Here is an 11,755-nt window from a genome sequence, read left to right as displayed (position 1 = left end):
AGAGGATGCAGGCGCATGCTTCAGCGGCGCTTCAATTGTGCTCGACTGTGGCTGTCTTACATCATTTTTTTGCCACGTGTCACCCGAATGTCGAGGTCACGGATCTTTTTTCTGAGCGTATTACGGTTAATTCCCAGCAATTCAGCCGTTTTTATCTGGTTTCCACGCGTTGCCGACAGGGAAAGCGCGATAAGCGGCAACTCCATTTCCTTCAGAATTCGATCATAGAGTCCAACCGGAGGAAGGCCGTTCCCGTGGAGGTCGAAATACCGCTTCAGATGAGCCTCAATGGCATGTGCCAGACGCTGGGGCTGGGCGTCCTGGTCGTTGGAGGCGGATGAGGGTCTTTGGGCGATCTCACGCGCCACTGCGGCACCGGAAATCACATCCTCAGTACAGAGGACACAGAGCCTCCGCACGAGGTTTTCGAGTTCACGGACGTTGCCCGTCCACTCCTGTTTCCCAAGAATTTCCAGCGCTTCCTTTGAGATCACCCTCCGCGGCAGGCCCTCCGCTTCCGCCCTGCGCAGAAATGCCCGGGTCAGATCAGGGACATCCTCCAGTCTGTCACGCAGCGGCGGGATACTGATGGGAACGACGTTCAGGCGGTAGAAAAGGTCCTCGCGGAAACGGCCCTCGCGAATGAGTTCCGAAAGATCCTGGTGTGTGGCCGCCACGATCCTCACATCGGCGGACTGGACCTCCCTGCCGCCAACGCGGGTGAACTCACCCTCCTGAAGCACACGAAGGAGTCGGGTCTGGGCATCGATGGGCATGTCGCCAACCTCATCGAGGAACAGCGTCCCTCCCCTCGCCTGCTCAAATTTACCTGGAGCGGCGCGGTCCGCACCCGTGAATGCGCCTTTTTCATGACCGAAAAGCTCCGATTCGATCAGTTCACGCGGAATCGCCGCCATGTTGACGGCAACGAAGGGCCCGTCCTTGCGAAGACCAAAATTGTGCAGGGCGCGGGCCACGAGTTCCTTACCGGTTCCACTCTCCCCGGTGATCATCACGCCAAGATCCGTATTCATAAGACGCGCAAGGATCCGGTAGACCTCCTGCATCGCCGGGCTGCGACCAATGAGGGGAAGGTTTTCGTCCTTCGGTGCGATGCTCTCGTCATCCGGAGATACAACACGCCTGCTTGTCTGCTTCAGCGCCTTGGAGACCTGTCCCAGCACCTCGCGCAAATCAAACGGTTTTGGCAGGTATTCGTAGACACCAACCTCTGCGGCGCGAATGGCGGTCATTACCGTGTTCTGTGCGCTCATGACGATCACCGGAAGCTCCGGTCTACGACGCTTGATGGCCGGCAGGAGGTCCAGCGCATCGCCGTCGGGCATCATGACGTCAGTGACGACCACATCCCCCTCGCCCTCGTCTATCCAGCGCCAGAGCGTGGAGGTGGTTCCGGTGGCCCGGACCTTGCATCCGGCGCGGGTCAAAGCCTGCGCCAGAACCGTTCGGATGGTGCGGTCGTCGTCCGCGACCAGAATTGTTCCCTCCATGACCTATCCCTCTTCAGATACCTGTTCGTCTCGGCTGATCGGAAGCCGGACAAGAAAACGTGTGCGACCCGGTCGGCTTTCGCATTCGACGACGCCGCCATGATCGGAGATGATTTTCGAAACCAGAGACAGCCCGAGACCTGTTCCGTTCACTTTGGAACTGACGAACGGGTCGAAGATGTCCGCCACCATCGAGTCGGGGATGCCCGGCCCGTTGTCCCCAATCACAACCAGGAGCGGCAGGCTTTCGCTGCGTCCACCCGGCCTGGACAGCTTTACTCCCGGCCGGAATGCGGTTGTGACCGTGATCAAACCACCAGTTGGCGGCAGGGCCTCGGCCGCATTTTTCATGAGGTTTTGGAAAACCTGCAACATCTGGTCCGGATCACCGAGTGCCGGAGGCAGGGACGGATCGAAATCCTCGCGGAAGCGGACGTGGTTGGCGAAACCGGCCTGCGCGGAACGCCGGGTCCTGTCGAGGACGTCGTGAATGTTGAAAGCGATCCGTTGCGTGGGCCGCAGGTCACCGAATTTCTCCACCCGATCCACCAGGCTGCCGATCCGTTCAGCCTCACCCCGGATCAGGCCTGTCAGTTCACGGTCCGCATCCGTCAGACCCATTTCCAGCAATTGTGCGGCCCCGGAAATACCGGCGAGCGGATTGCGGATCTCGTGTGCCAGCATGGCGGCCATGCCGGAGACCGACCGCGCCGCCGACCGGTGTGTCAGGCTTCGGTCCATCTTTGCCGCCCGTCCCTGTGGGTGAAGCAGAATGAGAATTTTATCGCAGGCTTCCCGCATCGGGACGGCGTGAACGTTCTGCAGGGTTGGCACATTGCCCAACCAACCCACCATGACGTTGTACTGGGTCACGGGAATGTCGTTCTTTCGCGCCTGACGCACCACCTCCATAACAACGCTGTTCGCGCCGAGGTAGTAATCCACCGGCTTGCCGTGCATCTGTTTCTCAGAAGTGGAGCCGAATTCCTCGGCTGACGGATTGGCTCCGGCGATGGAGTCATCGGGCGCGACAATGAATGCAGGATAAGGAATGGCGCTCCAAAGCGCATCGAACGAAACACCGCTCATGATGCGATATCCATACGCGCAGTAGAACAATGGGGCAGTTCGGCTCCGATAGCCGTACTCACGTCATTTGGATCACCCATGCGCAGGACACGCGCACGCAGGTCGGCGGCGCCATCCACACGCTCAAGATACCAGCCCAGGTGTTTCCGCGCCACGCGCACACCCAGATCGCGTCCGTAGAATGACAGAATGTGATCGTAGTGGGTCAGGATAATTTCAGTCCGCTCCTTCAGGTCCGGATCCTCCGGCGGAGTCTTACCGTTCAGTTCATCAGAGAGGCGATTGATGATCCACGGCTGACCCTGTGCGCCGCGCCCAACCATGACCGAACGGGCACCGGAGTCGCTCATGGCCTGCTTTGCGGTAGCGGTATCAAGAATATCGCCGTTCGCGATGACCGGTACATTCACGGCTTCAACGACCTGCGCGATTTTGGCCCAGTCAGCTGAACCTTTATAAAACTGACAACGGGTACGACCGTGGACGGTTATCATTCGGACACCCGCATTTTCGGCACGTTTTGCAATCTCCGGCGCGTTAAGCTGGTTTTCATCCCAACCCAGACGCATCTTCAGCGTAACGGGCACACTCACCGCTCCTACAACCGCATCCACGAGGCGCATCGCGTGATCGGGCTCCCGCATCAGGGCAGCCCCGGACCAGCCGTTTGTGACCTTTTTTGCCGGACATCCGAAGTTTATGTCGATGATCCCAGCTCCCCCAGCCTCACAGATTTTGGCGGCCTCGGCCATGTAACCCGCTTCCCGTCCGGCAAGCTGCACGGCGGACCGCTGCACTTCCGCGCCTGGGAGGGCCCGGCTGCGCACGGAAGACTTTGCATGAACCATTTCAGCGGACGCCACCATCTCAGACACTACGAATCCGGCACCACACCCAAGGACAACCGAACGAAAGGGAACGTCCGTTATTCCAGCCATAGGTGCAAGAAAAACAGGCGGATTGAGAAAATGGCCGTCCATTTGGGATGTCATCTGATTATTTCCAAGGCATATTTTGGTAAACGCTTAGGCGATGATCACAATTTATGCAATCCGCAAGCGCAATCGGTCATAGTTGTGCCTGACGTTTCCGCTTTGTATACGCTTCCAAACACTGAGGGGTGCGCAATGGAAACAGTCGGCCTGATCGTTGCCGCCGGGCGCGGAAGCCGCATGGGAGGCGATACTCCCAAACAGTATCTTGACCTGAATGGCCAGCCAATACTGCGTCACACAATAACGGCATTTCTTTCCAGCCCCGTAATTGACGCCGTCATAGTCGTCATTCACCCGGAGGACGCCGAGAGGTATGCGCAGGCAACTCAGGGACTGAACGACAACAGGCTGCTTCCCCTGGTACATGGCGGACAGCATCGTGCGGCGTCCGTACTTGAGGGCCTAAAAGCTTTGGAGGCCCGGAACCCTCAGTATGTCCTGATCCACGATGCAGCCCGACCATTCGTTACGCTGGACATAATCCGCGATGTCCGCGAGTCCCTGAACACCGGGAAAGGTGCCTTCCCAGCACTCCGCGTCATCGACGCTCTATGGAAATCTGATGGCGATCACGCGACCACTCCTCAGGACCGTACGGGCCTATGGAGGGCGCAAACGCCACAGGGATTTCACTTCCGCGAAATCCTGTCGGCGCACGAAAACTCATCAGGTGACCTTGCTGACGATGTCGCCGTTGCGAGAGCTAAGGGGATAGATGTCCGGATTGTTTCGGGCAGCGAATCCAACTACAAAATTACGACTGCAGCGGACTACGGTCGCGCACAGCACGAGATCGGGAGCAATACGATGGATGTCCGGTGCGGCAATGGCTATGACGTACACGCCTTCACCGAGGGTGACAGCGTTGTACTCTGCGGCATCAGCATCCCGCATGACCAAGCGCTGAAGGGACATTCCGACGCGGATGTGGCCATGCATGCGGTCACCGACGCGCTATTTGGCGCCATTGCCGAGGGCGACATCGGGCAATGGTTTCCACCGTCGGACCCGAAGTGGAAAGGTGCGGCGTCGGAAGTGTTTCTAGTCAAATCCGCTGAAAGGGTGAAGGCACGTGGATTTGAGATTTCGTCGATCGACTGCACAATCATATGCGAACGCCCCAAAATCGGACCGCATTCAGACCCGATGCGCGCCGAACTCGCCCGGATACTCGGGATTGATGTCGGTCGCGTCAGCGTGAAAGCAACAACTTCCGAAAAACTTGGGTTTACGGGACGCGGGGAAGGCATCGCGGCAATGGCTACAGCGACGGTGGTATCCCAATGACCCGGTTCATCGCGACATTCGGCTTTATTGGGCTCATCCCAGTGGCTCCGGGAACGTTCGGCTCACTGGCGGCCATTCCGGTTGCGTGGCTGCTTCATTGGCTGGGCGGGTTCCCATTACTTTTGTCCGCGACCTTTCTCGTATTTTTCGCAGGGCTACATGCCACGCGCGTCGAGACAATGGGAACGGCGGATCATGACCCCTCGTCCATCGTTATCGATGAGGTGGTGGGACAGTGGATCGCGCTCTTCCCCCTCTCAGCGGGGCTTTGGTTTGGAGGCGCCGCGTCACACGTGTTTCCATGGCCGGGCTGGGTCGGTGCGTTTATCCTTTTCCGGATCTTCGATATCTGGAAGCCGTGGCTCGTGGGTCGTGCCGACCGTATGCATGGACCGGTGGGAGTAATGCTTGACGATGTGGCGGCCGGCGTGTTTGCGGCGGTTTTTGTGGCAATTGCAGCCGCAATTTCGCACGGATTGCTGATGAAATGATGGAAGAAATTGCCACGAGACTGTTGGACGTGTGCAGGAGCCGCGGAATCATGACGGTTACTGCCGAAAGCTGCACCGGCGGCATGGTCAGTGCGGCGCTGACGGCAATACCCGGCTCCTCCGATGTCGTGGACCGGGGCTTTGTCACGTATTCCTACGCGGCCAAAACCGCTCACCTGAATGTCAGCACCGGCACACTCGCTGAACACGGCGCGGTTTCGGAGCCCGTTGCACGTCAGATGGCCGTTGGCGCAATCAAAAATTCAGACGCGCAACTTTCCATCGCAATCACAGGTGTCGCAGGCCCTGGCGCATCGGAAGCAAAGCCGGAGGGCCTCGTCTGGTTCGGTCTGAGCTTTGAAGGCCGGACCCTGACCGAAAAGCGTGAGTTTGGCGCTATCGGACGGGAGAACGTACGGATGCGCAGTGTCGAAACCGCACTGGCCCTAGCACTTCAGCTGGTCGACGCACCGTAGAGTTTTTCGGCGCGCTGCTCGAAGGCCCTGACGATCCGTTGCATGGCCTCGCCGAAAACAACACCGATGATCTTCTGCAGGATTGCGGATTTGAATTCGAAATCGACGAAAAAGTCGACTTCGCACCCACCACCCTCAGCTGGCAAAAATTTCCAGTGGTTGTTCAGGTAGCGGAACGGACCGTCCAGATACTCGACATCAATGGTCGAATTTTCAGGCCTTAGGGTGACGCGGCTGCCGAACTTTTCCCGAAATACCTTGAATGAGATGACCATGTCGGCATCAATGACTGACCCTTCGCCTTCGCTCAGCGGTCTGGTTGAGCGTATACGACAGGCGGAACACCAGGGCAGGAATTCCGGGTACTTCCGGATATCGGCAATCAGGTCATACATCTGTTGCGGGCTGTACGGCATGACGCGTTTTTCGGCGTGAGTGGGCATGGACACCTTGCAGGTCAGGAAGCGATTGTCGCCGACCGTCAATGACAATAGGGTGAGCGAAATTCAACCTTCAACGCCAAATTAGCGCCAGGAATGTGGATGTCCGACCCGAAATACGTCATTGACGAGCTGATTTCCGCCAAAGCAATCGCAGCCCGGGTTGAGGAACTCGCGCGTGAGATTACTGAATTTTATGAGGGAACCGACAAGCTGGTCATAGTCAGCCTGTTGAGGGGATCGTTCATTTTTACCGCTGACCTCGTGCGGGAAATCAAACTGCCCATCGAGGTCGATTTCCTCGAAGCCTCATCCTACGGCAATTCCACCGAGAGCAGCCGGGAAGTCCGCATTTTGAAAGATTTGCGCGGAGAAATTGAGGGACGGGATGTTCTGGTCGTTGAGGATATTGTTGATACGGGTTTCACGCTGAACCACGTTCTGGCCATTCTCGGTACCAGAAACCCTGCCCGGCTCGAGGTTTGCGCGCTGCTTGACAAGCCATCACGGCGCGAGGTCGACATCAAGGCCACCTGGACCGGCTTTGAAATCCCGGACAGGTTTGTGGTCGGATACGGCATCGACTACGGGCAAAGGAACCGCAATCTCGACCATATTGGCGCCGTCCGTTTCATTGAATAAACGCCATTCAAAAGAAAAAGCCCGGACGTTACGCCCGGGCTTGATCAGAAAATCCAGTTATCGAGCAGCGGTTAGCCGCGCGCGTTGCCGACCAGTTTCCACACCGCCGGAACTATCAGAGCGGCCAGAACCAGTTTCAGGGCATCACCAATCAGGAAAGGCGTCAGGCCCCACTCGAGGATGGGTTTTTCCCAGGTGTAGAGATGCGCCAGCCACAGAATGCCGGGGATGTAGATCAGTGCGTTGCCCACCAGCATCGCGGCGCCCATACCGGCTACGTTTCTGTCCCATCCCTTTCGGGCGGCAAATCCAAGCGCGAGAGTTGCGAGGACGTAACCAACCAGGTAACCGCCGGTGCTGCCCATCATGTAGGTCAGGCCGTTTGCTTCAGCCGAAGAGCCGGCAAACACATCCCAACCCAGCATCCCAACGAGCATGTAGGCGAGTATGGTGGCAAAGCCGAGACGCGGACCATATGCGGCACCGAGGGTCAGCACGACAAACGTTGTGAGGGTCACCGGAACCGGCGAGGGCCATACGGGCACCTGAACTTTGGCCGCTAGCGACAGGAGTGCAACGCCGCCGGCCACAAGTGCGGCCCGCTTCAGCCAAAGCCCGGCGCCTTCCGCTTTCCAGACGGCCTCACTCAAAACCGGATTGCTCATTGTATCTGACATCGCAAACTCCCATGATTTCCCTGATGCTGCGTTGCAACTTTCATGCCTGAATTGCGATGTCCTGTCCAGTACGCCGATAGGTTGACGTCATTAGATAATCCTTCGCGGGCCCCTCAACACGCCATGTGGCGGTCCAGACCGGCCACGCCTGGAAATCGTAACCCACTCTGTAAAGGTCATCACCACAGAGATGTTCCGCAAGTGGCGTCACCTCGGCATGCCCGAACCCGTGGAAGTAACCGCCATGGTCGAAAAAAATATCGATCCTGTTCGTCGCATCGGTCCAGCGATAGCTTCGCGTCGCTACAAGAACAGTTCCGCCATCGAGTTCGAGGCGCCCCTCCTCCCTATACCGGCCGAGATCGGGACCGGTTCCAAAATCCGCCGTACCCGAAAACCGGGACAGGGATCCGTCGAGATGGTTGGTAATTGTCCGCTCAATTTCCCAGACACCACCGAATGCGCTTAGCCGCATGGTTTCCCTCGCTTGTGCAACAGAGCCGGGCAGTCTATCAGACCGCGAACCCTTCACAATCCGAAAGGCACGCCCAGTGATCCCGCGTTATTCCCGCCCTGAAATGGTAGAAATCTGGTCGCCGGCAACCAAATTCAAGATCTGGTATGAAATCGAGGCACACGCCTGCGACGCGCAGGCGGAACTTGGGGTCATCCCAAAGTCGGCAGCAGAGTCGGTCTGGAAAGCCAGGGACGTGGAATTCGATGTCGCCCGAATTGATGAGATCGAAGCCGTCACCAAACACGACGTAATTGCCTTTCTCACGCATCTTGCGGAGCATGTCGGTGAGGATTCCCGCTTCGTCCATCAGGGCATGACATCCTCGGACGTGCTGGACACCTGTTTTAATGTTCAGCTCGTCCGGGCGACCGACATTCTTCTCGCTGACATGGATCGTCTGCTGGCGGCCCTCAAAAAGCGTGCATTTGAGCACAGGGATACGGTCACCATCGGACGGAGCCACGGCATCCACGCCGAGCCCACGACCTTTGGTGTCAAACTCGCGCTGGCCTATGCGGAAATGGACCGGAACCGGGACCGCCTCGTCGCGGCCCGTGAGGAAATCGCGACGGGCGCCATTTCGGGCGCTGTAGGCACGTTTGCGAATATTGACCCCAGTGTTGAGGAGCATGTGGCCAAGGCGCTGGGCCTGAAGCCGGAGGCCGTGTCCACACAGGTCATTCCGCGCGACCGCCACGCCATGTATTTTGCCACACTCGGCGTCGTTGCATCCTCCATCGAACGCATCGCAACCGAAATCCGTCACCTGCAGCGCACGGAGGTTCTCGAGGCTGAGGAGTACTTCTCTCCGGGACAAAAGGGTTCCAGCGCAATGCCGCACAAACGGAACCCCGTACTGACTGAAAACCTCACGGGACTGGCCCGTATCGTTCGCATGTCCGTGACGCCCGCAATGGAAAACGTGGCGCTTTGGCACGAGCGTGACATCAGCCACTCATCGGTCGAGCGCATGATTGGCCCGGATGCGACGATCACTCTGGATTTCGCACTGAACCGTCTGACGGGCGTGATCGACAAGCTGGTGGTCTATCCCGACAACATGATAGCCAACATGAACAAGTTTCGGGGCCTGATCCATTCCCAGCGCGTCCTGCTGGCGCTGACCCAGAAAGGTGTGAGCCGGGAGGATTCCTACTCACTCGTTCAGCGAAATGCGATGAAAGTGTGGGAACAGGGAGCCGATTTCCTGGAGGAACTCAAGGCCGACGAGGACGTAACCGCCGCTATGACCGAAGCGGAGATCGAGGACTGCTTCGATCTGGGATATCATACGAAGCATGTTGGCACGATTTTCCGGCGGGTGTTCGGGGAAGAGTAAACGCCCCGGCCCGCTTACGTCCGCTCAATATCAAAACACAAAAAATGCCTGTCCGGTGCATTCGGACAGGCATTTTTTTTGGGGTCGTGAACGCGAAGCGTTCGGTACTCAACTCTCGTTGAAAATCTGGACCTTGGCTTCGGCCAGCAGTTCAACCATTTTGGAACGGATGGTTTTCTCGTCCGCACGGTTGCCCAGATCATGAGCCAGCTTGCGATAGACGTCCTCGTCTCCCGATTCCTCGAAATCAGCCTTGATGACTTCCCTCGCATAGGCCATGGCGTCGTCGCCGGTTTTACCGAGCAGATCAGCAGCCCAAAGGCCGATTAGTTTGTTTCGCCGCGCCTCGGCCTTGAAGATCATTTCCTGATCATGGGCGAACTTGTTCTCAAAGCCCTTTTCCCGTTCATCAAAACTGGACATTTCGGTCTCCTGCTGCCTGTCTGACGTCGCGCGTACCTAATCACCAGGACACGCATCCGACAAGAGGCCCATGTCGGTGCTTGCTCCTTTTTCGGGGAAAGTATAGAGAACCGGCAACCGGAGCGGCACGGAACGGCGCCCGTACCGGCCCATTTTTCGGAGAGGCACATGGCCCGGCGCAGACTGATTTACGAAGGCAAGGCAAAAATTCTGTACGAAGGGCCCGAACCGGACACTCTCATTCAGTATTTCAAGGATGACGCCACCGCTTTCAACGCCGAGAAAAAAGCCACCATCGATGGTAAAGGCGTTCTGAACAACCGGCTCAGCGAACACTTCATGACCGGGCTGAACTCCATCGGAGTACCCACTCATTTCATCAAGCGCCTGAACATGCGCGAGCAGCTGATCCGCAGCGTGGAAATGATCCCGCTTGAGGTGATTGTCCGCAACTTTGCAGCCGGTACTCTGAGCAAACGGCTGGGCCTGCCGGAAGGCCAGCAGATGCCACGCCCAATCATCGAATTCTGCTACAAGGACGACAGCCTCGGTGACCCACTGGTAACGGAAGAGCATATTGCGGCGTTCGGCTGGGCCTCGCAGCAGGATTTGGACGACATGATTGCCCTATCGCTGCGCGTTAACGATTTCCTGTCCGGCATGTTCCTTGGCGTCGGTATCAGGCTCGTGGACTTCAAAATCGAAATTGGGCGCGTCATTGAGGGCGACTTTCAGCGTCTGGTGATCGCCGATGAAATCAGCCCGGACAGCTGTCGTCTTTGGGATATTGAAACGGGACGAAAACTCGACAAGGACGTTTTCCGCCAGGATCTCGGCGATCTGGGAGATGCCTACACGGAAGTGGCAAAACGTCTCGGCGTCATGCCGCGCACTAACGGAAAGCCCGCCGCCGGGCCAAAACTGGTGAACTGACAATGCAGGCTAAAGTTCTTATCACGCTCAAAAACGGCGTCCTTGATCCGCAGGGTGAGGCCGTATTGCACGCACTCGACAACCTAGGGTTTGATGATGTCGACGGCGTGCGCGTCGGTAAAATGATCGAACTCGATCTCAGCGACACCAACGCCGATACGGCCCGCACCCGTGTCGAAAAAATGTGCGAGAAGCTGCTCGCCAACACGGTGATCGAGGATTACGAGGTGGAAATCCTGTGACTTTTCGCGTTGGTGTACTGGTATTCCCCGGATCCAACTGTGACCGGGACCTAGCCGTAGCTTTCGACGCGGCGGGCGCGGAAACCCAAATGATCTGGCACAAGGACACGACCCTGCCCAAAGGTCTGGACCTTTTGGCCATTCCGGGTGGGTTTTCCTTCGGTGACTATCTGCGCTGCGGTGCTATCGCCGCAAATTCGCCTGTGGTTCGCGCCGTTGCGGATTTTGCTCATTCGGGCGGACATGTTCTTGGCATCTGCAACGGTTTTCAGATCCTGATCGAAACGGGGCTGTTGCCGGGTGCGCTGATGCGCAATGCGGGGCTGAAGTTTCTCTGCGCGACCGAGGAACTCACCGTGGCGACGAATAACAGCCTCTTCACCAGCCAGTATGCCACCGGTGAAAAGGTTCGTTTTCCAATTGCCCACCATGACGGGAACTTCATCGCGGACCAGCATACGCTTGAAAAACTTGTTGGTGAGGATCGCATTGCCTTCCGGTATTCCAACAATCCAAACGGGTCCGTGGATGACATTGCAGGGGTCCTTTCAGAGAACCGCAGGGTGCTGGGTTTGATGCCGCATCCCGAGCGGGTGATTGACCCCATCCATCCCGGAGTTGATGGTGCGCGGTTGTTTGCCGGTGTTGTTAACGCGGTTTTTCAGGACACTTGAGCAAATCACCAATACCGCC

At 57.6% G+C, this 11,755-nt stretch carries 15 protein-coding genes; 8 read left to right on the top strand and 7 right to left on the bottom strand.

Translation table 11 applies throughout. From position 1 onward, the window contains the following. Positions 1-56 precede the first annotated feature (56 nt). The 3 genes from ntrC to dusB are packed head-to-tail and all read right to left on the bottom strand — an operon-like array spanning position 57 to position 3,592. Positions 57-1,511, bottom strand: a complete 1,455-nt coding sequence (gene ntrC, locus ACP15P_RS09750) for a nitrogen regulation protein NR(I) (protein ID WP_424928261.1) — start codon at positions 1,509-1,511, stop codon at positions 57-59. Between the two features lie 3 nt (positions 1,512-1,514). Beyond that, a complete protein-coding gene (locus ACP15P_RS09745; protein WP_424928260.1) occupies positions 1,515-2,600 on the bottom strand; it encodes a two-component system sensor histidine kinase NtrB in 1,086 nt (361 codons plus the stop codon). Next, positions 2,597-3,592 (bottom strand): tRNA dihydrouridine synthase DusB, encoded by a 996-nt coding sequence (gene dusB, locus ACP15P_RS09740; protein WP_424928259.1) that lies wholly within the window; start codon positions 3,590-3,592, stop codon positions 2,597-2,599. The genes ACP15P_RS09745 and dusB overlap by 4 nt, the downstream gene beginning before the upstream one ends. A 135-nt stretch (positions 3,593-3,727) precedes the next feature. Here dusB and ACP15P_RS09735 point away from each other — a divergent pair, with 135 nt between their 5' ends. Genes ACP15P_RS09735 through ACP15P_RS09725 form a run of 3 tightly spaced genes read left to right on the top strand, consistent with a single transcriptional unit; the run spans position 3,728 to position 5,849 of the window. Next, a complete protein-coding gene (locus tag ACP15P_RS09735; RefSeq protein ID WP_424928258.1) occupies positions 3,728-4,882 on the top strand; it encodes a bifunctional 2-C-methyl-D-erythritol 4-phosphate cytidylyltransferase/2-C-methyl-D-erythritol 2,4-cyclodiphosphate synthase in 1,155 nt (384 codons plus the stop codon). Continuing rightward, the gene (locus tag ACP15P_RS09730; protein ID WP_424928393.1) at positions 4,873-5,373 is read left to right on the top strand and encodes a phosphatidylglycerophosphatase A family protein; all 501 of its coding nucleotides are present in this window, start codon (positions 4,873-4,875) and stop codon (positions 5,371-5,373) included. Before ACP15P_RS09735 ends, ACP15P_RS09730 begins: the two co-directional genes overlap by 10 nt. Beyond that, positions 5,373-5,849: a CinA family protein gene (locus ACP15P_RS09725; RefSeq protein ID WP_424928392.1), complete on the top strand. Its 477-nt coding sequence runs from the start codon at positions 5,373-5,375 to the stop codon at positions 5,847-5,849. Before ACP15P_RS09730 ends, ACP15P_RS09725 begins: the two co-directional genes overlap by 1 nt. Here ACP15P_RS09725 and ACP15P_RS09720 read toward each other — a convergent pair. Beyond that, positions 5,828-6,292, bottom strand: a complete 465-nt coding sequence (locus ACP15P_RS09720; protein WP_424928257.1) for a type II toxin-antitoxin system RatA family toxin — start codon at positions 6,290-6,292, stop codon at positions 5,828-5,830. The genes ACP15P_RS09725 and ACP15P_RS09720 overlap by 22 nt on opposite strands. Positions 6,293-6,391: 99 nt before the next feature. Here ACP15P_RS09720 and hpt point away from each other — a divergent pair, with 99 nt between their 5' ends. Further along, positions 6,392-6,931, top strand: coding sequence for a hypoxanthine phosphoribosyltransferase (gene hpt / locus ACP15P_RS09715; RefSeq protein ID WP_424928256.1), 540 nt, complete (start codon positions 6,392-6,394; stop codon positions 6,929-6,931). Positions 6,932-7,002: 71 nt separating this feature from the next. On the opposite strand, the gene ACP15P_RS09710 is transcribed toward hpt, so the two are convergent. Together ACP15P_RS09710 and ACP15P_RS09705 are read right to left on the bottom strand one after the other, a co-directional pair. Beyond that, positions 7,003-7,608 carry a biotin transporter BioY gene (locus ACP15P_RS09710; protein ID WP_424928255.1) on the bottom strand — a complete coding sequence of 202 codons (606 nt, stop codon included), beginning with the start codon at positions 7,606-7,608 and terminating at the stop codon, positions 7,003-7,005. Between the two features lie 40 nt (positions 7,609-7,648). Continuing rightward, positions 7,649-8,083 carry a DUF6314 family protein gene (locus tag ACP15P_RS09705; RefSeq protein WP_424928254.1) on the bottom strand — a complete coding sequence of 145 codons (435 nt, stop codon included), beginning with the start codon at positions 8,081-8,083 and terminating at the stop codon, positions 7,649-7,651. A 76-nt stretch (positions 8,084-8,159) separates the two neighbouring features. Here ACP15P_RS09705 and purB point away from each other — a divergent pair, with 76 nt between their 5' ends. Next, positions 8,160-9,464, top strand: coding sequence for an adenylosuccinate lyase (purB, locus tag ACP15P_RS09700; protein ID WP_424928253.1), 1,305 nt, complete (start codon positions 8,160-8,162; stop codon positions 9,462-9,464). A 108-nt stretch (positions 9,465-9,572) separates the two neighbouring features. On the opposite strand, the gene ACP15P_RS09695 is transcribed toward purB, so the two are convergent. Next, positions 9,573-9,887 carry a DUF1476 domain-containing protein gene (locus tag ACP15P_RS09695; protein WP_424928252.1) on the bottom strand — a complete coding sequence of 105 codons (315 nt, stop codon included), beginning with the start codon at positions 9,885-9,887 and terminating at the stop codon, positions 9,573-9,575. 168 nt (positions 9,888-10,055) lie between these two features. On the opposite strand from ACP15P_RS09695, the gene purC reads away from it, so the two are divergent. From purC to purQ, 3 genes are read left to right on the top strand one after another with little or no spacing between them, the layout of a single operon-like run. Next, positions 10,056-10,820: a phosphoribosylaminoimidazolesuccinocarboxamide synthase gene (gene purC / locus ACP15P_RS09690; RefSeq protein WP_424928251.1), complete on the top strand. Its 765-nt coding sequence runs from the start codon at positions 10,056-10,058 to the stop codon at positions 10,818-10,820. A gap of 2 nt (positions 10,821-10,822) precedes the next feature. After that, the gene (gene purS / locus ACP15P_RS09685; protein ID WP_424928250.1) at positions 10,823-11,062 is read left to right on the top strand and encodes a phosphoribosylformylglycinamidine synthase subunit PurS; all 240 of its coding nucleotides are present in this window, start codon (positions 10,823-10,825) and stop codon (positions 11,060-11,062) included. Beyond that, positions 11,059-11,736, top strand: a complete 678-nt coding sequence (purQ, locus tag ACP15P_RS09680) for a phosphoribosylformylglycinamidine synthase subunit PurQ (RefSeq protein WP_424928249.1) — start codon at positions 11,059-11,061, stop codon at positions 11,734-11,736. The genes purS and purQ overlap by 4 nt, the downstream gene beginning before the upstream one ends. The last annotated feature ends 19 nt before the right edge of the window (positions 11,737-11,755 follow it).

Source organism: Amaricoccus tamworthensis (genome assembly GCF_049800875.1).
GTDB classification, from domain to species: Bacteria; Pseudomonadota; Alphaproteobacteria; order Rhodobacterales; family Rhodobacteraceae; genus Amaricoccus; species Amaricoccus tamworthensis.
The sequence above is the reverse complement of the archived record's forward strand: the minus strand, read 5'-3'. Positions and strand labels throughout refer to the sequence as shown.

Bases quoted from the DNA above. Each gene is read 5' to 3' on its own strand.
- ntrC (WP_424928261.1), bottom strand. From the start codon at position 1,511: ATGGAGGGAACAATTCTGGTCGCGGACGACGACCGCACCATCCGAACG.
- ACP15P_RS09745 (WP_424928260.1), bottom strand. From the start codon at position 2,600: ATGAGCGGTGTTTCGTTCGATGCGCTTTGGAGCGCCATTCCTTATCCT.
- dusB (WP_424928259.1), bottom strand. From the start codon at position 3,592: ATGACATCCCAAATGGACGGCCATTTTCTCAATCCGCCTGTTTTTCTT.
- ACP15P_RS09735 (WP_424928258.1), top strand. From the start codon at position 3,728: ATGGAAACAGTCGGCCTGATCGTTGCCGCCGGGCGCGGAAGCCGCATG.
- ACP15P_RS09725 (WP_424928392.1), top strand. From the start codon at position 5,373: ATGGAAGAAATTGCCACGAGACTGTTGGACGTGTGCAGGAGCCGCGGA.
- ACP15P_RS09720 (WP_424928257.1), bottom strand. From the start codon at position 6,292: ATGCCCACTCACGCCGAAAAACGCGTCATGCCGTACAGCCCGCAACAG.
- hpt (WP_424928256.1), top strand. From the start codon at position 6,392: ATGTCCGACCCGAAATACGTCATTGACGAGCTGATTTCCGCCAAAGCA.
- ACP15P_RS09710 (WP_424928255.1), bottom strand. From the start codon at position 7,608: ATGTCAGATACAATGAGCAATCCGGTTTTGAGTGAGGCCGTCTGGAAA.
- ACP15P_RS09705 (WP_424928254.1), bottom strand. From the start codon at position 8,083: ATGCGGCTAAGCGCATTCGGTGGTGTCTGGGAAATTGAGCGGACAATT.
- ACP15P_RS09695 (WP_424928252.1), bottom strand. From the start codon at position 9,887: ATGTCCAGTTTTGATGAACGGGAAAAGGGCTTTGAGAACAAGTTCGCC.
- purC (WP_424928251.1), top strand. From the start codon at position 10,056: ATGGCCCGGCGCAGACTGATTTACGAAGGCAAGGCAAAAATTCTGTAC.
- purS (WP_424928250.1), top strand. From the start codon at position 10,823: ATGCAGGCTAAAGTTCTTATCACGCTCAAAAACGGCGTCCTTGATCCG.